We start from the raw sequence: 16,960 nt of genomic DNA, 5'->3' as shown, positions 1-16,960 counted from the left end.
GAATCTATGCAGCAAAGGGAAGGACGAATCTTCTAGCATATCCTGCCTGTTTTTTCTTGCAGCACTCTCTAATATTAACGATTGGGAAACGTAAAAAGTTTCAAAGCATTCCACTTAAAGGCACCGCAAAAAACCTTCCAGGCAAGGGAGTGCCGGAAGGTTTTTTTGCTGGAAAATATATTAATAAGTGGTAAAACCAAGCATCCTTTGGAGGCTGTAGACGATATATCTGAACACCGGAAGCTCTTCCTGGGTACCATAGTCAAGCGTATAGATGCCATCTTTATTCTGCCATATCCTTTGAAAGTAGGTATCAGCATCCTTTATGACCTCTGTGTCATTGGAGGCTGCTATCTTAACATCCGTTTCGAGATTCAAATCATCCAGATTCCTTTTTGTAAAATTGGCTGAACCGCCGATCAAAACGCTATCAGCTTCCTTTTGAATGAACATCAGCTTCGGATGATACTGCTCCTCATCTGTATTGTACCAGCGGATGGAAATGTTTTCTTTACCGAGCTTTTCAAGTTCAGAAGCAACCGGAATATTCGGGAGACCTGTCTTTTCCGAGCCAAAGGCATTCTGGTTCGGGTCGAATATGAGATTGATCTGCACTCCGCGGTCTGCCGCTTCCTCCAGGCCGCCAATGACATCCCGCTCGGCAAGATAGAACATGCCAAGCCATATGATATCTCCTTTCCGGCTATCATCTATTTCTTGAAGTATATGTTTGAGAATCTTTCCTTCTGTCAAAACCTGCAGGCTGATAGGTCCGCCTTCCTTTGCATTTTGCCGGTACATTGGCAGCTGAATATCATAGCCGGAATAATCAATGACAGCCTGTTCTGTTTTGAGCAAATCCGCTATGAGACCGCCGCTTCCTTCAAAAGCGATGTTGGAATGGTAGCCGCTTGCATCATGGGGGTTCCCTGAAGAAACGATGGCTGTTTTCTCAGACACGAAGACCTTGCGGTGATTGGCCTTGATGTTAAGCAGTTCAAGATAGGACCTCGCTGTGACATCAGGTGCAGTATTGGCAAGCGGATTGGGCAGCCAGCCTTTGCCATCCTGGCCGAACCACTGCAGAAACATCCGCCAGAAACCAGAATAAAGCGGGTTTGAATCACGCAGCGGCTCTAATTTCGTCATGACCACCTCAATGCCGCTCTTCTTCAGCTCCTCCAGTTCAGGTGCTTCATGGGAGCCATATGTAGTATTGATTTTATCTGTAATGACAATAATGGGCATCTCGGGATTCTGCTTCTTCTTTCTGATCAGCCTGTCAGTTATATTCTGGCTGAGCGGAGGGAACTTCTCCTCCTTGTCGTAATAGCCGCTATATAGGAACATATCCATAACGATAAACTCCTCTGCTTCTTCGATCGCCTCCTGCATCCTTTCAAAAATTTCCTGATCATGCTGCCTTTTTCCTTTTTTGTCTTCGTAAGATAAATCCGTCAGCAGCTGCAATTCCTCAGTCTGATGGACTTTACCTTCATAGGACAATCCCTCAGGCAGCTTTTTATTTGTATGGTAAATGACTGTAACGCTGTATATGATCAAAAGCAGCAGCACAGCCGGAACCCATACTTTTTTCTTTTTTAATGGCCCCATATTTGTTCCTCCCATTTTTCCTGCCAAGCAGATGAATGCCTATATAATAACCCTTTTTTTAAAAATAGAAACCATGTGGCCATTCAGAACAAAAGCGCAAGCGCCTTGATCACCTTAAGGAACGCAGACTAAGAATGCCACGTCACGGGGCAACGTCTGCAATTTTAAACCCATACAGAAAAAAAGAGCAAAGCATAGATAGCTTTGCTCCTGATTATTTTTAAGATTAGCCTACCAGCTTCACCAGCAGATGGGAAAGAGCATGCTGCTCTTCTTCGTTGCCGGACTTCCAAAGCTCCTGAAGCAGCTTTTCCTCCCTGTTGCGAGGCTCTTCCTTCTTCGCCAGATAGTCGCCTACCTTCTGCGCAGCATTAGCCAGCTGCTCTTCATTCAATCCCATTTTCTTGCCGAGTGAGACCTTGCCTCCTAAATAATCCTTAAAGCCTTCAAAGCTTGATAGAATTTCGTCTTTCTTCTCAGATCCCATGTTCTCCAGTTTGTTTTCTACTTTGCTGTTTGTTTCTGCTGAACCATTTGTATGTTCCATTGATAATCTCTCCTTTAAAGTAAAGTGATTGTTGCTTCTGTTCTATAGATACCCGATTTGGTCCAGGCCAAACACTGAAAAGCATATTGAAAGATTCTTGAAATATATTTACAACAAAGCGTATATTAATTGATAGAATGGGCCGGCCGGCATCAGCTTCCGGCTCAGCCTCAAAAAACATAGGGGGTTCTTACTTATATGGAGCATCTGATTTTCAAGCATATGGAGACGGTGAAGGATATTACAGAAAAATCGCTCAAGCGCATACCAGAGGAAGCAGCTGATTTTATTCCAGACGGCTTCAATAACAGCATCCGCTGGAATTTCGGACATATTGTCTACATACAGGAAAAAATAGCATTCTTGCTGCTGAAGGAAAAATCAGGACTGCCGGCATCTTATGAAGAGCTTTTCAGTGCTGGCACCAGTCCGCGAACATGGAAGCAGGAGCCGCCGAGCCTGAGGGAAATTGCCGGCATCATGGCTGACCAAAAGGACAGGATCCTCCAATTTATGCCTGGCCGCCTGGAAGAAACGCTGCCTGAACCTTTCACCAATAAAGCCGGCATAACCTTCCATACAGCAGGGGAAGCCTTTCTATTCAGTTTTTACCATGAAGCTCTCCATATGGAAGCAATTAAAAAGATCTACCAGATCTATAAGAAAGAGAAAGTCTGAGGACTATGCTTTTATAAGAAAAGCCCGCCAGGCTGGGAAGCCGGCGGGCTGCTGCTTTTTATTTTTCTTTGTTATCCATATTGTATTTCTTCATAAAACGGTCGACACGGCCGCCTTTATCGGCGAATTTCTGTTTGCCGGTATAAAAAGGATGTGTGTCAGAGCTTACTTCGACCTTTAACAGCGGATAAGTGTTGCCGTCTTCCCATTCTATCGTTTCGTTCGTCTTTTTCGTAGAGCCGCTTAAAAATTTATAGCCGCTGTTTACGTCCATAAATACTACCTGCCTGTAATCCGGATGAATATCCTGTCTCATTCTAGTCACCTCTTTTATAAGATAATCTTATTTTAATCGAAACGATTCCGATTATCAACAATAATGCTCAACTCTTATGTATAGATCATTTTCCCGGGTAAAGCATCTATAAACATAAATTAGTACCTGGTGCTAAGTTGTCCTCCCATGGTACAATATAAAGACCTGGCTAATCCTCTTTGAATTGATACCAGAACAGACAATCAGATTCCAGTCAAATAACGTGGGGAATCGCGGATTTTGAATAAAGGAGAGAAGTTATGACAGCAGGCATTATCATTGTACTGGCTTATTTGCTCGGATCCATTCCTTCCGGGCTCTGGATCGGAAAGGCATTTTACGGGACAGACATCCGCCAGCATGGCAGCGGCAATCTGGGCGGAACCAATACATTCAGGACGCTTGGCGTTAAGGCAGGCATCATCGTTACAAGTGCAGACATATTAAAAGGGACCCTTGCAGCCCTCCTTCCCTATTTCCTTGGATCGGATTTCAATTGGCTTGTGGCAGGCATATTTGCTGTAATTGGCCATATGTATCCTGTTTTTGCCGGCTTCCGAGGAGGAAAGGCAGTCGCAACATCCGGAGGAGTACTGCTGGCATGTGCACCGCTTATGTTTGCAGTAATCGTGGTAATTTTCTTCCTCAGCTTATACATAACCAAATATGTATCCCTTTCATCTATGCTGGCAGCTGTTTCGGCTGTAATCTATTCCCTTTTTGTAGGTGAATGGGATCCGCTGCTGACTATAGTTGTATCCATCCTTGCCTTCTTTGTCATTTACAGGCACAGGGCCAATATTAAACGCATAAAAGATAAAACAGAGCCAAAAATCTCCTGGCTTTAGAACAAAAAATAAACGGCTGGAAAGCCGTTTATTTTTTTCCTCCCAGCTCCTTCAGCAAATGCTATACATGCTAATAACACCCTAATAAATCTGTTCTGCAAAAGAAAAATATTGTGCGTTATTGTAGTGTACATACCAGTTTTGTATAATAGTATAAAAGTCATAATTACCCACTTTTTCGACTTAAAACTTTCTTTTTTATCAAATTCCGCACATAATACGGAAAAAGATTCATATATTACGGTGAGGCCCCTGACTGCCGGGCGGCTTAAAAAAGATAAAATACGCACACATTACTCGTTTTAAGGAGGGTATATTGTGATACCCGTAAACTCTTTATCTCAAGAATCGTTTCCTTTTCCTTATTTTATTTTAACCCATGATTTATACATCATCTCGGCCTCAGGTAACCAGCAGCATCATTGCCAAAAACATATTTCGGAACTTCTTGCCGACGGCCGGAACGTGCAGGAGCTCCAGGCATTCCTTTTTGGAAGGAATGCAGAATATCTTGATTTTCATTTTAAAGAAGGCTGGTTCCGCATTTACCGGGCTGATGGGCCCGAAAACGAAACGATCCATATATTCTGCTTTCCTATTGAACCATTGGCAGCGGAAATTGATCAAGTTCTGGCCCAGTTCGAGGAAAAAGCGGCTGTTTTTTCCAAAGCACTGCAGAAAAAAAAGGAAAAGCTTGTTCAGACCGCAGAACAGGTGCAGGAAATGGCAGTCGCCTATGAATTTCAGGCGAATCTAGGAAAGCTGGCTGCAGGCATCGCTCACGAAATCCGCAATCCGCTTACTACAGTCAAGGGCTTCCTCCAGCTGCTTAAGCCTCAGCTCAGGGAGATCGGGAAAGAGGAATATGCCAATATTGCTTTAGGGGAAATCAGCCGGGCAAATGAAATTATCGGCAGTTTCCTGAATGCCAATAAACCTTCCGAGAACAAAATAAAAAAAGTGCATATCAATCAGATTGTCAGAGAAATTGTAATGCTTTACGAAAGCGAAGCCGTTTTAAGGGGAAGCCTGCTTTTATTCGAACCTTCCCCCGATGATCCCACATTGGCGGCTGTTCCCGGTGAGCTGAAGCAGGTGCTTTCCAATCTGTTCAAAAATGCAATGGAAGCAATGACAATCGAGAGCACGGCCGGCTCTGTCCAGGCAAAGGTCGAATGCAGCAGCCAGCATGCTGTCATTACGATTCAGGATAATGGATGCGGCATGTCGGAAGAAACACTGCAAAGGATTTTTGAGCCGTTTTATACGACAAAAGAAACCGGCACTGGCATCGGCATGTCGGTCTGCAAGAAAATTGTCGAGGAACTGGGCGGAAGCATTGAAATATCAAGCAGACCGGGAGAAGGGACAATGGTGAAGCTTATTCTTCCTGCAGATACTGCAGATAAGGATAAAGAGGTGAAGCCTGAAGCTAATTTGGAGAGTCGCAAATAAACCCAGCCGCAAATCAAACCATGAGAATTGCCGGCGCAATGGAGTATTAAGATTAAGACTAGATAAAGCAGATGCTTCCTGGAGAGAGCAGTTCCGTTATGGTGGAGAAAACAAAAATATCAAAGCTTCAGGTTAAATTATACAATAGACAGCAAGGAAATAGCTCAGAGCATACTGCTCCGGGCTAGTCTTTTTTTATGAACATGTTTCGATTGCAGCTCTCTATAAATTTAGAGCAAACACTTACTTAATGTTTCTTCCACATTGACTTACTCAATATATAGTGATTATAACGTTCATTTTCTATCGTCAGTTGACCTTGATAGGTAAATTTACATTTTTCAATTACTTTATCTGATGGGACGTTATTAATTAAAGCTACTGCATTAAGGATCTCTACATTCGTATTTGTAAACAAATAGTCAATCAAACCTATAGACGCTTTGGTTGCGTAACCCTTCCTTTGATAGTCATTTGAAATGGCGTACATAATTTCTCTATTTGGTACAGGAAGCTCATCTTTAATACCCGTACAGCACCACCCAATCAATTCATTCGTTTCCTTAATAAATACCCCTAGTTTTAAAAAGCGACCTTCAATGTTGGCAGTTCTTTTAGCTGCATCAAGAAATGCTTTATTTGCTGGCATCTCGTAATTGGTGACCCAATCTATCCTTTGTTCCTTGGTTGATTTCCAGTCAGGCAGGAACTTAAATATTTCTGGCTGATTTGATATTCTGTATATATGAATTGCATCTTCAATTGAAAACTCTTGAAGATAAATATCTTCACAATCTATTCTAAATAATTCCTCTGACGCCTTTTGCTTCATAACTTTTCCCCTTTAAATTCCAATTTTTATTAATCCTTTGAAAAGTAGCCTTAGTCCAATAACCTGCTCTTTATGAAACTTGACCTACTTTGTTGCTGAAAAATATTTTAACATTAAGTTTTTAATCCTCTTGTTCTTTATTAGCAATAATACAATCTTAATGAAACCCTGATCAATAGGATGAAGATAGCTATTGTCATGCTGATTAATAGGCTATTTCACTTGTTAACCTGGTAATTAAAACAGGAATAACACTTACCTGTCAATAAAAAATCGAGCATAAATCCTTTGCGATTTTATGCTCGATTTCTAATGCTATTTTTTTGTTTTTCCACATGATCGGACTGTTTACTGGTGGAGACACGCGCTTTTTTCCCTTATAGAGCTATAACTTAATCAATTGAAACTTTGCATTTCCAAATACATCTTTTACATAATCAAGTTTAGTATGATCAAAATAGACAAAATCCTTATTATGGATCAAAACAGAAAGATCGCCGAATTCAAAGGTTTTATCATCGGTAATAGGCTGCTCTTCCAGAGACAGCTTTAGCTGTGGGCCGCCTCAGCCGATCCCCATTGAAAGTCGTACATACAGCTTCTCTTCCTCAGTCTTTCTTTCCTTTTCAACTGCCTCAAGCAGTTTATCGGCTGCAGCTCCAGTCATTTTAAACATCGGGCCACCCCCTTTTACAATAATCTGAATGTATCGGTTTTCTTCTAGTGATGCGATCCGAAGAAGTATCCCTGCAGAAAAATCATGCTGACCGCCAAGACTGCCAGCACACCGATAACTGGTATAAAAATGCTCCGGTTTTTCTCGCGGATTGCAGCAAGAACAAAATAAATAACAGCCATGACAGCGGCAAAAGCACCTGCTTCAATGGCCTTCTCTGCTTTATCTGTCTGCAGGACGACAAGAAGCGCTATTCCGCCGAAAATAAAGATGCCGATCATATTCATTAACCGATATTGAGTCAAGCTGACACATCCTTCACTTTATTTTTTCTTTACCCTGCCCATCCAGCATGTTAAACGGCCTGGCAGGAATCGCAGAGCTTGTGAAAATCACCCTGATAAGGGGTATTTTTTGCAAATAAAACATAAAGTATAAATAGGCCTGTTTCACTAATGCAGCCTGATTCAATTATTCGCTTTACACCGCATAGTCCTTTATAATGATTATGGAAAACAGATTGCGGGAAAGGAGACTTCTCATGAACATACATATAAATGACGATGCCGCACAATGGTATAAAGATGAGCTTTCACTGGAAAAAGGTGACCATCTCCGTTTCTTTGCCCGCTACGGGGGCTGCAGCACTGTCCAGCAGGGATTCTCTCTCGGGGTTGCCAATGAAGAGCCGGTCAATGCAGGTGCAGTAACAGAAAAAAACGGCATCTTATTCTTTATTGAAGAAAAAGATCTTTGGTTTTTTAATGACCAAAACCTGTATGTAGAAATGAATCACAAGGCCAATGAGCCTGTATTCAAATATGAAGAGTAAGCAGCCGCCTTTCTAAGCGGCTGCTTTTTTCTATTTCAATTCAGTCCAGGGGATTGCGGATTCCTTCTTTGGCAAGAATCTGTTTCTGCCTGTCTCCCAGCAAATCAAAATGAGAATAGCCGTCTTTTCTAATATCAATCCATTCCGGCTTTAGGCCATGGGAAATCCCCCACTTTTTCAGCTTTTCCAAATCATTGCAGCCTGCCTTTGTCACTGTTTTGCAGCCGGGGAAGCGGTCATCCAGCCAGTAATGAGTCAGGAAAGCAATTTCCCCTTTATCAATTTTATCTTTCCATTCTTTCAATTCTTTTTTTCCAATCCCAAATGCCACTGGATCACCTACTCAGCCGCTTCAGGAGCTTTTTTCGCTTTTTCATAGGCTTCGTGCCAATCAGGATATTTCCGCTTGATTGAAATGGGGCGGAAATTTTCCTTTTTCACACAAACATGCTTGGATATGCCTTCAACTGACAATTCGCCGGCCTCTGTCAATATTTCATAGCCATATGTGACACGGAATCCGTCATATTCTTCAATCCAAGTCTTGATGACAGCTTTTTCACCATATCTGACAGGCTTTTTATAGGAAGCGGCAATATCGATTACAGGAGAAATGATTCCGTCTTTTTCAAGCTCTGCATAATTGAAGCCAAGCTCCTCGATCAGCCTGGTGCGGCCAAGCTCCATCCAGACCAGATAATTGGCATGGTATACCACACCCATTTGATCGGTTTCAGCATATCGGACTTCAATTTCTTTCGTTGATATCAGCATCTTTATTCCCCTTTGTGATTTTCTTTACCGCCTTCTCAAAATCCTCTTTCTCTAGAAGGGATGCATTCTCCTTCAATTGATTTTCATCGCCTTCCATGAGCCTGAAGGCTTGGAACTGGATGGATTCATCAGCCAGATTGGCTGCAAGGCGCCCGTTGCCTCCGGCCTTTATGCCGGGCAATGCTTCATCCAAATAAGCAATTGCTCCTGCAGTCAAATCATACTTATATTGAGCGGCGTAATTCTTGATGATCTGGATAAGTTCTTCTGTATTATAGTCTTTAAAATGAAAGAACTTCTTAAAGCGGGATTTCAGGCCAGGGTTGCTCTGAAGCAGTCTTTCCATTTCATTGGAATAGCCCGCAAGGACGACAACCAGATTTTCATTATGCTTTGTCATTTCATCAACCAGTGTGTCGATGGCTTCTTTGCCAAAATCCCCAGGCGATTCACTTAAAAGGGAGTAAGCTTCGTCTATAAAAAGAACACCGCCCAATGCTTCCCTGATGATTTTCTTCGTCTTGATCGCTGTTTGGCCTACATAGCCTGCAACAAGATCTGAACGGCCGGCAATGATGAGATGTCCTCTTTTCAGCATCCCGCATTTATGAAGCAGCTCTGCATAAATCTTCGCCACTGTCGTCTTTCCTGTGCCGGGATTGCCGGTAAATACGGAATGAAGCTGTACAGGCACTGATGGGAGATCCTGTTCGCGGCGGTACTGCTGCATTTTTACAAAAGAAATCAGCGACTCTACTTCTTCTTTGATGTTTTCAAGTCCGACAAGCCTTTCCAGCTGCTTCTCAGGGTTACTTCGTTTCCCACCATCCTGGTGAAGGATGAAGTCCTCTTTTTCGAGCAGTGTATAAGGAAGCAGGTGATCAGTGGCTTCGGTTTGCGCCCCTTTTTCAAAAATGGCTTCGAGGACGATATTTTTGGCTGTCCGCGCATTTCCGAAAGTGTCATCCACTTTTTCCTTCTCAAGCCTGCCTTTAAGCTCTGATTTTGCTTCATCAGTAAGGATATAATCATTGTCCTTCGCTATTCTATCAGCAATTTCCACAAGTTCATCTTCTGTATAATCCGGAAGATGGAGCTGGTTGGATTGAGGGAAGCGGCTCCTGAGACCTGGATTGGCGTCAAGGAACTGCCGCATTTCTTCCGGATAGCCTGCCAGAATCACTGCAAACTTGCCGCCATATTCCGCCCCGGTCATCATTGATACTAAAGTATCAATTGCTGTCTGGCCATAATCATTCCCTGTCTGGCCTTCCCGTTTCAGGCTGTATGCTTCGTCAATGAAAAGAACGCCGCCGAGCGCTCTCTCAACAGCCGAGCGGACGTTTTCCTCTGTCTGGCCGACATATGCTCCTACAAGCTGGGAGCGGTCTGCTTCCACCACTTCTTCCCGCGGCAGGACGCCAAGTTCATGATAAATTTTTGCAAGCAGCCTTGCGAGTGTCGTTTTTCCTGTTCCCGGGTTGCCTGTCAAAATCATATGGAGGCTCATTTCATCTTTGATCTGGAACCCGAGCTGCTTTCTTTTTTTCTGGTACTTCAGGAATTTATAGAAATCATTGACCCGGCTTTTTACCTTTTCCATGCCGATCATACTGTTAAGACTATCAAGTGCACTGATCTCTTCGGTTTCCTCTTCTTCAGTCTGGAATAAAGCATGCCACTCTTCTTTCAGTCCGGCAATCTGGTCAATATGCTTTTTCATGTCATTCACATGGGTTGCTGTATGGAAAACCCCTGAAATTGACTCTTCATATTCTTCAGCAGCCTTCAGAAGCAAAGCTGTTTCATCAACAGCAGAATCGAGCAGGCTGATCAGGCTGGAATATATATCTTCAAACTTCTTGTCTGTCAGTTCCTCTGACACTTCCCTCTTGCCTGATAGCCTTTCCTTCTCTTCTTCAGATGCATCCAGGAAGCTGCGGCAAATGCTGATATACTGCTCGGCGATTTTACGCTTTGCTGTCCGGTTGTCTGTTTCCCTGATAGAGGGAAAGACAAGCATATCAAGAAGCTCACGATGCTTCTTCCAATCCCTCTGGGCCATAAATCTCCGTGCCTGACCATTTTGCGGATCCAGCTCTAAAGCTTTGTCCATCCAGGCAGCGGCAAGGCTGTCGTCTTTATTTCTGCCAAGCCTTGAAAGAGCGGCAAGCGTAAGGATGGCTGAAACAGATCCGGGATCTTCATCACTGTTTATTTCCTTCAGCAGGCTTAACAGTCTGCCCTCATTGGATATATATCCGTTCTCGCTGTACTCTTTTTCCCATTCCGCAATACGGGCAGAGTTTGGGGAAGCATTTTGTTTCCTTTGATTCATCACTATCACATCTTCTTTTACAAAAATTATTTACTCTCCGCTTACGCGTCCGCTATCATTTTACCATATATTCTTGTATGTACTAAGTAATCTGCCGCACTGGCCAGAGTATGAAAATGGCCCGGGTTCTGATGAATATCCCGGGCCAATGGCTTCATTATTCTATTCCGTTATCCTGCTGTGCGCGATATTCGTCCTTAACCTCTGAACGGAAAGCGTCCAGGCTGTCCCGGCGGCGCTCGTTCTTAGCTTCGATCCGCTTTTTGTCTTCTTCGTTTGCAAACTCCATCGAAGCCTCTGCTTCCTGCATATTCTCAATTGTATGGACTATCATCGATTGAAGCTTCTCAACGTTATCGCTTCTGTCATCTGGATTTGGCCTGTTGTGTGCCATAACGGAACCCTCCTTGGCGGTAGTGGATTGTTGCCTGATTAGTTTGCGGAATATGTTGTTTTTTCATGTTGGAAATGAGTGGGTAAAAGGGTGGCCTGGCATATGCACATAAGGAAAAAATATCTGGTCATACAAACAGCCGGCCCGATAAGGGACGGCTGTGATTTATCATTTATTCGCCTTTTGTTTGAATAACCTGAGCATGCTTGCCTGATGTATCCTGCATTTTCTTGCCTTTGTTGCCGCCGAATCCTCTTGATTTAGTTCCTATGTGGTTCGGCACAAACTGGCTGCTGTCTTTTTTCGGATTGCCCATGCTTATCCCTCCTCCCTTTTAATATCTCCTTAAGAGGGGGAGTTACGAATGGGAATTTATTCAGCTTTGCCCATACGTTTTTCTTCAAGCCTTACTTCAATGCGATCTATAGCAGCCTGATCTTTCAGAAGCTGGCGCTTGTTTTCAAGGACAAGCTCTGCAAATGTCTGTTTTCTCGGTTTTCTCATTTCTTTCACCTTCCTTATTTCCTATTCTAACAGTTAATATGCCCAAAAATTCCTGCAATTATTACAACTTTTTGAAAATTTAATCAGGACAGTAAAAAATCCTATACCTAAATAAAAAAGCACCCCATCAGGATGCTCATTTTTGCTTCATTTTTTCAGTCATTTCCCACATGGTTTCTGCTTCCATCGCTGATAAATATTTATCCCGAATTATACCTTTATCATCAATGAAATAAGTAGCAGGTACCGTCATGACTTTATACTGGGTATTAACCTCATCCTTGACATCCAGCAGGATTGGAAAGTTGATTCCCATCTTCTCAATAAATTTCGCCGAGTTATATTGCGGATCGATATTGACAGCCAGGATGCTGATCTCATTCCCGGCTGCTTCATGGAATTTTTGCATCTCAGGCATCTCCTGTTTGCAGGGAGGGCACCATGGAGCCCAAAAATTCAGCATGACCTTTTTTCCGCGGAAATCTGAGAGCTTAACAATATTCCCCTGAAGATCCTTCAGCTGAAAATCAGGTGCCTCAGTACCCGCGGCAAGACCAGGCAAGTCCGCTTTAGCAGCATCGAGCGGCAATATGCCTGATATATGCAACAAAACCAAGAAGGCCATCAGCTGCATTACTTTTCTGCCCATAGCTAATATCCCTCCTTAAAAAGCTTATTTGATAAAAAAGTAAAGAATGCTTAACAGCCAAAATCCGCATAAAAAAGTGAGCAGCGCATAGATAATCAAATAGACCGCTTCCCTGCCGGCCCAGCCATGCTTCCTGCACTGTCCGGCAAAATAAAGAGCGGCACCGAGTAAACCGAGAACAGCTTCTTTTATTCCTCCATTGAAATAAAGCAAGCCCAGGGGATTAGTCCATAAAAGTGACGGCTGGAAAAGCAGCCTGCCAAATTTATATATAAGAAACCAAAACAGCACTGCCGTAAAAAGCTTGTCCTCGAAGTTTTTTCGAAACTCTTGTCTATTTTTAAGATGAAAGAGGAAAAACAGATGGACGATCAGCAGTGAAAGAAGGGAAACCAGCAAGTCAACCTTGAGATTTAAGGACCCTATTTCAATTGTATCCATTATTACGTTGCCCCCGTCAGAAAAATATATGAGCAGAAAGAGCTCACAGACAAAAAGCAAGCATTGCTGCTTGCTTTCTTGAAATTATGAATGAAACAGCTTCTTTAACTCTTCAGGATGATTCCCTTGAATGATCCCTTTTTCGGTGATGATGGCTGTTATCAGCTCAGCAGGTGTTACATCAAAAGCCGGATTGAAAACCTTGACTCCTTCCGGTGCAGTGGCTTTGCCGAACCCATGCGTAAGTTCTTCGGAGCCTCTCATTTCAATCGGGATAGCCTCTCCTGATTCTGTCTTCATGTCAATGGTAGATGTAGGCGCTGCTACGTAAAACGGGATATTATGTGCCTTGGCAAGCAGGGCAAGCCCGTATGTCCCAATCTTATTGGCAGTGTCCCCATTGGCGGCCACCCGGTCACAGCCGACAAAGACAGCTTCAGCCATGCCTTGTTGCATGACCATGGCAGCCATGCTGTCAGTGATAAGAGTCACATCAATGCCTGCCTGCTGGAGTTCCCATGCTGTAAGCCTTGCACCTTGAAGAAGCGGCCGCGTTTCATCTGCATATACCTTAATTTCCCAGCCTTTTTCCTTTGCAAGATAGAAAGGCGCCAGCGCCGTCCCGTACCTTGCAGTGGCAATGCCGCCTGCATTGCAATGTGTCAGCACACCCATCCCGTCTTTCAAAAGGGCAAGCCCGTTGATCCCGATCATGCGGCATACTTCCTCATCCTCTTTTCTGATCAGATGTGCTTCTTCCTCAAGCCTTTTCTTTATCATAGCTACTGGCTGGTCTTTTTCCGCTAATGCACGCTCATCCATTCTCTGTAACGCCCAGAAAAGATTAACGGCAGTAGGACGGGAGCTTGCCAGGTACTCAAGATTTTCTTTGAATTCTTTGTAAAATGATGAGAAATCTCCCTCAGGAGCCTTGTTGGCGGCCAGTACAAGTCCGTAAGCAGCGGCAATCCCAATGGCCGGAGCCCCTCTGACTTTCAGCTGCTTGATCGCGTCCCAGGCATCCTCCACCTTGGTGATTTCAAGAAATTCTGTGACAGATGGCAGCAGGGTCTGATCCAATATATATAATGTGCCATTATCATATGTAACGGATTGAAGGAATGTCTGTTCCATTTTTGTTCCCCTCTCGAAGACTATTCAAATTTTTCTGATGCTACAAGCTATTGTAGCAAGATTTATGTATGAAGCATATATTTTTTTTACAGAAAAAAGCGCCGCAGCAATGCCGCGGCGCCTATACTTTTATTAGTTTTTAAGTCTTTCGCGCAGAACCATCTGCAGGATTCCGCCATGGCGGTAGTAGTCGATTTCAACTTCAGAGTCAAAACGGACAAGCACTTCAAAAGTAAGCTTGTTTCCATCTTCGTCTGTTGCTGTTACCTTAACAAAATCGCGAGGCCTTACATTTTCATCGATTTGGACATCGAATGTTTCCTTGCCAGTCAGGCCAAGGACCTCTGCATTTTCTCCTGCTTTAAATTGAAGCGGAAGAACACCCATAAGCACAAGATTGGAACGGTGGATACGCTCATAGCTCTCAGCGATGACGGTCTTGATGCCCAGAAGATTTGTACCTTTGGCAGCCCAGTCACGGGAAGAGCCCATACCATAGTCCTTGCCTGCAAGAACTGCAAGGCCAGTTCCGTCTTCCTTGTACTTCATGCAAGCATCATAGATGCTTGTTACTTCGCCAGTAGGCCAGTAAGTCGTGAAGCCGCCTTCAGTGCCAGGGGCAACCTGGTTGCGGATGCGGATATTCGCGAATGTTCCGCGCATCATAACTTCATGGTTACCGCGGCGTGAGCCATAAGAGTTGAAATCGCGCGGCTCAACGCCATTTTCGCGCAGATATCTGCCTGCTGGTGTATCCTTGCCGATCGCGCCTGCAGGTGAGATATGGTCAGTTGTAACAGAGTCGCCGAATTTACCGACTACACGCAGTCCGTTAAGCGGCTTTACTTCATCCGCATTAGGCGTAAGTCCTTCAAAGAATGGCGGGTTTTGGATGTAAGTTGAGTTTTCATCGAAAGAATATAATGGTTCATTGCTGGTCTGGATTTCATTCCAGCGCTCGTTATCGCTGAATACATGCTCGTATTCTTTCTTGAACAGTTCAGGTGTTACAGTCCTGCTGACAACTTCGTTCACTTCAGCAGTAGATGGCCAGATATCCTTGAAGAATACATCGTTTCCATCTTTATCTTTTCCGAGCGATTCATTTTGAAGATCGATGTCGACAGTTCCAGCCAGTGCATAAGCGACTACAAGCGGCGGTGAAGCCAGGTAGTTTCCTTTTACAAGCGGATGGATACGGCCTTCAAAGTTCCTGTTTCCTGAAAGGACGGAAGTGACAAGAAGATCGCTGTCAGCTACTGCCTTCTCGATTTCCTCTCTCAGCGGTCCGGAATTCCCGATGCAGGTTGTGCAGCCGTAACCGACAAGGTTGAAGCCGATCTGCTCAAGGTATGGAAGCAATCCGGAATCACGCAGATAGCCTGTAACTACCTTAGATCCAGGCGCAAGTGAAGTTTTTACATATTTAGGCACTTCAAGGCCAAGCTCGACCGCTTTCTTTGCCACAAGGCCGGCGCCGACAAGCACGTATGGATTTGAGGTATTTGTACAGCTGGTGATCGCGGCAATAGCGATAGCACCGGTTTTCATTTTTGTTGAATCTCCGTTTTGGAAATCAACGGTTACTTCTTTATTGATTTCTTTCTTGCTTAAGCCGAAGCCCTGGTTCCCTTGAGGAGCCGTAAGCGCCTGATTGAATTCTTCTTTCATGGCAGAAAGAGGAATCAGATCCTGAGGGCGTTTAGGGCCGGAAAGGTTTGCTTCAATTTCAGCAAGGTTGATTTCAACTACTTCAGTGTATACTGGTTCAAGTGAAGGGTCGAAGAACAATCCATTCTCTCTGCAGTACTTTTCAACAAGCTTGATCTGCTCTTCAGATCTGCCTGTCAGACGCATATAGTTAAGTGATTCTGAATCAACCGGGAAGAATCCGCAGGTTGCACCATATTCAGGAGCCATGTTGGCAATTGTCGCACGGTCAGCAAGCGGCAGTGCCGTTACACCTGATCCAAAGAACTCGACAAATTTTCCGACAACGCCCTGCTGGCGGAGAACCTGTGTCACCTTAAGCGCAAGGTCTGTTGCTGTAGCCCCGTTTGGAAGCTCTCCAGTCAGCTTGACACCTACTACTTCAGGCACTGGGAAATATGAAGGCTGGCCAAGCATTCCTGCTTCAGCTTCAATTCCGCCTACACCCCAGCCAAGTACGCCGATTCCGTTGATCATCGTGGTATGGGAATCTGTACCTACAAGTGAATCAGGGAAAGCTTCGAAATCGCCATCCGGCGTTTCAACTGCCTGAACCACGTTTGCAAGGAATTCCAGGTTAACCTGGTGAACGATTCCTGTTGCCGGCGGAACAGCACGGTAGTTGTCAAATGCTTTCTGAGCCCAGCTAAGGAACTGGTAACGCTCGGCATTTCGTTCAAATTCAAGAACCATATTTGCTTCCAGGGAATCAGGAGTACCATACTTATCAACCTGTACTGAGTGGTCGATAACCAGGTCAACTGGCTTCTCCGGATTGATTTTGTCAGGATCTCCGCCCATGTCAGCCATTGCTTTCCTTAATGAAGCAAGGTCAACAACCGCAGGAACGCCTGTGAAATCCTGAAGGATGACGCGCGAAGGCTTGAATGGAACGTCTACTTCCTTCACTTGGTCAGATCCCCATTTTGCCAGGTTCTCTACATGCTCCTGTGTAATAACGCGTCCGTCAAACTGGCGCAGGACAGACTCAAGCAATACTTTAATGGAATAAGGCAACCTTGATACATTGCCGATTCCTGCTTCTTCCAAAGCTGCTAATTGATAGTAATGATAGCGTTTACCGTCTAGTTCAAATGATTTCCTTGAATTAAAAACATCATTTTTAGACATATGTATTACCCCCTCTAATGATAATCATATACCAAAATTATAATAATTGTCGAAAAGTTTGAATTGTCATTTTCATCGCCACTTTTC

Annotated in this window: 19 protein-coding genes; 4 read left to right on the top strand and 15 right to left on the bottom strand. The window is 44.0% G+C overall.

Translation table 11 applies throughout. From position 1 onward, the window contains the following. Window positions 1–180 precede the first annotated feature (180 nt). Both LCM00_RS00810 and LCM00_RS00805 read right to left on the bottom strand, forming a co-directional pair. Window positions 181–1,614 (bottom strand): phospholipase D family protein, encoded by a 1,434-nt coding sequence (locus LCM00_RS00810; protein ID WP_224896926.1) that lies wholly within the window; start codon window positions 1,612–1,614, stop codon window positions 181–183. 226 nt (window positions 1,615–1,840) lie between these two features. Then, window positions 1,841–2,161, bottom strand: coding sequence for a DUF3243 domain-containing protein (locus LCM00_RS00805; RefSeq protein WP_009790936.1), 321 nt, complete (start codon window positions 2,159–2,161; stop codon window positions 1,841–1,843). Between the two features lie 198 nt (window positions 2,162–2,359). Here LCM00_RS00805 and LCM00_RS00800 point away from each other — a divergent pair, with 198 nt between their 5' ends. Continuing rightward, window positions 2,360–2,839: a DinB family protein gene (locus LCM00_RS00800; protein ID WP_224896925.1), complete on the top strand. Its 480-nt coding sequence runs from the start codon at window positions 2,360–2,362 to the stop codon at window positions 2,837–2,839. A 58-nt stretch (window positions 2,840–2,897) separates the two neighbouring features. Here the strand turns inward: LCM00_RS00800 and LCM00_RS00795 are convergent, their stop codons facing one another. Further along, complete coding sequence (locus LCM00_RS00795; RefSeq protein ID WP_224896923.1) at window positions 2,898–3,155, bottom strand: type B 50S ribosomal protein L31; 258 nt, start codon at window positions 3,153–3,155, stop codon at window positions 2,898–2,900. Window positions 3,156–3,415: 260 nt separating this feature from the next. Between LCM00_RS00795 and plsY the strand changes: the two genes are divergently transcribed. Both plsY and LCM00_RS24745 read left to right on the top strand, forming a co-directional pair. Further along, the gene (plsY, locus tag LCM00_RS00790) at window positions 3,416–4,003 is read left to right on the top strand and encodes a glycerol-3-phosphate 1-O-acyltransferase PlsY (protein WP_224896921.1); all 588 of its coding nucleotides are present in this window, start codon (window positions 3,416–3,418) and stop codon (window positions 4,001–4,003) included. A 318-nt stretch (window positions 4,004–4,321) separates the two neighbouring features. Then, a complete protein-coding gene (locus tag LCM00_RS24745; RefSeq protein ID WP_224896919.1) occupies window positions 4,322–5,458 on the top strand; it encodes a two-component system sensor histidine kinase NtrB in 1,137 nt (378 codons plus the stop codon). Between the two features lie 247 nt (window positions 5,459–5,705). Here the strand turns inward: LCM00_RS24745 and LCM00_RS00780 are convergent, their stop codons facing one another. Together LCM00_RS00780 and LCM00_RS00775 are read right to left on the bottom strand one after the other, a co-directional pair. Further along, entirely contained in the window at window positions 5,706–6,290 is a 585-nt protein-coding gene (locus LCM00_RS00780) for a GNAT family N-acetyltransferase (RefSeq protein ID WP_224896917.1), read from the bottom strand. A gap of 720 nt (window positions 6,291–7,010) precedes the next feature. Continuing rightward, window positions 7,011–7,271 (bottom strand): hypothetical protein, encoded by a 261-nt coding sequence (locus LCM00_RS00775; RefSeq protein ID WP_224896915.1) that lies wholly within the window; start codon window positions 7,269–7,271, stop codon window positions 7,011–7,013. Between the two features lie 236 nt (window positions 7,272–7,507). Between LCM00_RS00775 and LCM00_RS00770 the strand changes: the two genes are divergently transcribed. Further along, window positions 7,508–7,798: a HesB/YadR/YfhF family protein gene (locus tag LCM00_RS00770; RefSeq protein ID WP_101547705.1), complete on the top strand. Its 291-nt coding sequence runs from the start codon at window positions 7,508–7,510 to the stop codon at window positions 7,796–7,798. A 40-nt stretch (window positions 7,799–7,838) separates the two neighbouring features. Here the strand turns inward: LCM00_RS00770 and LCM00_RS00765 are convergent, their stop codons facing one another. From LCM00_RS00765 to acnA, 10 genes are all read right to left on the bottom strand, one after another. Next, the gene (locus LCM00_RS00765; protein WP_224896913.1) at window positions 7,839–8,129 is read right to left on the bottom strand and encodes a hypothetical protein; all 291 of its coding nucleotides are present in this window, start codon (window positions 8,127–8,129) and stop codon (window positions 7,839–7,841) included. Between the two features lie 8 nt (window positions 8,130–8,137). Continuing rightward, a complete protein-coding gene (locus tag LCM00_RS00760) occupies window positions 8,138–8,572 on the bottom strand; it encodes an acyl-CoA thioesterase (protein ID WP_101547703.1) in 435 nt (144 codons plus the stop codon). Next, on the bottom strand, window positions 8,547–10,910 hold the full coding sequence (locus LCM00_RS00755; protein ID WP_224896911.1) for an AAA family ATPase: 2,364 nt from the start codon (window positions 10,908–10,910) through the stop codon (window positions 8,547–8,549). Before LCM00_RS00755 ends, LCM00_RS00760 begins: the two co-directional genes overlap by 26 nt. 157 nt (window positions 10,911–11,067) lie before the next feature. Further along, window positions 11,068–11,304, bottom strand: coding sequence for a small acid-soluble spore protein Tlp (gene tlp, locus LCM00_RS00750; protein ID WP_224896909.1), 237 nt, complete (start codon window positions 11,302–11,304; stop codon window positions 11,068–11,070). A 172-nt stretch (window positions 11,305–11,476) separates the two neighbouring features. Continuing rightward, complete coding sequence (locus LCM00_RS00745) at window positions 11,477–11,620, bottom strand: acid-soluble spore protein N (protein ID WP_009790921.1); 144 nt, start codon at window positions 11,618–11,620, stop codon at window positions 11,477–11,479. Window positions 11,621–11,676: 56 nt separating this feature from the next. Beyond that, window positions 11,677–11,808 carry an FbpB family small basic protein gene (locus LCM00_RS00740; RefSeq protein ID WP_022543828.1) on the bottom strand — a complete coding sequence of 44 codons (132 nt, stop codon included), beginning with the start codon at window positions 11,806–11,808 and terminating at the stop codon, window positions 11,677–11,679. Between the two features lie 136 nt (window positions 11,809–11,944). Then, window positions 11,945–12,457 (bottom strand): peroxiredoxin family protein, encoded by a 513-nt coding sequence (locus LCM00_RS00735; protein ID WP_224896907.1) that lies wholly within the window; start codon window positions 12,455–12,457, stop codon window positions 11,945–11,947. A 24-nt stretch (window positions 12,458–12,481) separates the two neighbouring features. Next, the gene (locus LCM00_RS00730; protein ID WP_224896905.1) at window positions 12,482–12,898 is read right to left on the bottom strand and encodes a hypothetical protein; all 417 of its coding nucleotides are present in this window, start codon (window positions 12,896–12,898) and stop codon (window positions 12,482–12,484) included. A gap of 84 nt (window positions 12,899–12,982) precedes the next feature. Beyond that, window positions 12,983–14,032, bottom strand: a complete 1,050-nt coding sequence (gene mtnA / locus LCM00_RS00725; protein WP_224896903.1) for an S-methyl-5-thioribose-1-phosphate isomerase — start codon at window positions 14,030–14,032, stop codon at window positions 12,983–12,985. A 132-nt stretch (window positions 14,033–14,164) separates the two neighbouring features. Continuing rightward, complete coding sequence (acnA, locus tag LCM00_RS00720) at window positions 14,165–16,873, bottom strand: aconitate hydratase AcnA (RefSeq protein ID WP_224896901.1); 2,709 nt, start codon at window positions 16,871–16,873, stop codon at window positions 14,165–14,167. Between the last annotated feature and the right edge of the window lie 87 nt (window positions 16,874–16,960).

This window comes from Bacillus infantis, assembly GCF_020171945.1.
Lineage (GTDB): Bacteria > Bacillota > Bacilli > Bacillales > Cytobacillaceae > Bacillus_AB > Bacillus_AB infantis_A.
The sequence above is the reverse complement of the archived record's forward strand: the minus strand, read 5'-3'. Positions and strand labels throughout refer to the sequence as shown.

Coding starts and splice junctions, on each gene's coding strand:
- LCM00_RS00755 (WP_224896911.1), bottom strand. CDS start 10,910: ATGAATCAAAGGAAACAAAATGCTTCCCCAAACTCTGCCCGTATTGCG.
- LCM00_RS00795 (WP_224896923.1), bottom strand. CDS start 3,155: ATGAGACAGGATATTCATCCGGATTACAGGCAGGTAGTATTTATGGAC.
- LCM00_RS00730 (WP_224896905.1), bottom strand. CDS start 12,898: ATGGATACAATTGAAATAGGGTCCTTAAATCTCAAGGTTGACTTGCTG.
- tlp (WP_224896909.1), bottom strand. CDS start 11,304: ATGGCACACAACAGGCCAAATCCAGATGACAGAAGCGATAACGTTGAG.
- LCM00_RS00770 (WP_101547705.1), top strand. CDS start 7,508: ATGAACATACATATAAATGACGATGCCGCACAATGGTATAAAGATGAG.
- LCM00_RS00805 (WP_009790936.1), bottom strand. CDS start 2,161: ATGGAACATACAAATGGTTCAGCAGAAACAAACAGCAAAGTAGAAAAC.
- acnA (WP_224896901.1), bottom strand. CDS start 16,873: ATGTCTAAAAATGATGTTTTTAATTCAAGGAAATCATTTGAACTAGAC.
- LCM00_RS00740 (WP_022543828.1), bottom strand. CDS start 11,808: ATGAGAAAACCGAGAAAACAGACATTTGCAGAGCTTGTCCTTGAAAAC.
- LCM00_RS00800 (WP_224896925.1), top strand. CDS start 2,360: ATGGAGCATCTGATTTTCAAGCATATGGAGACGGTGAAGGATATTACA.
- LCM00_RS00810 (WP_224896926.1), bottom strand. CDS start 1,614: ATGGGGCCATTAAAAAAGAAAAAAGTATGGGTTCCGGCTGTGCTGCTG.
- LCM00_RS00745 (WP_009790921.1), bottom strand. CDS start 11,620: ATGGGCAATCCGAAAAAAGACAGCAGCCAGTTTGTGCCGAACCACATA.
- LCM00_RS00760 (WP_101547703.1), bottom strand. CDS start 8,572: ATGCTGATATCAACGAAAGAAATTGAAGTCCGATATGCTGAAACCGAT.
- LCM00_RS00780 (WP_224896917.1), bottom strand. CDS start 6,290: ATGAAGCAAAAGGCGTCAGAGGAATTATTTAGAATAGATTGTGAAGAT.
- plsY (WP_224896921.1), top strand. CDS start 3,416: ATGACAGCAGGCATTATCATTGTACTGGCTTATTTGCTCGGATCCATT.
- mtnA (WP_224896903.1), bottom strand. CDS start 14,032: ATGGAACAGACATTCCTTCAATCCGTTACATATGATAATGGCACATTA.
- LCM00_RS00735 (WP_224896907.1), bottom strand. CDS start 12,457: ATGGGCAGAAAAGTAATGCAGCTGATGGCCTTCTTGGTTTTGTTGCAT.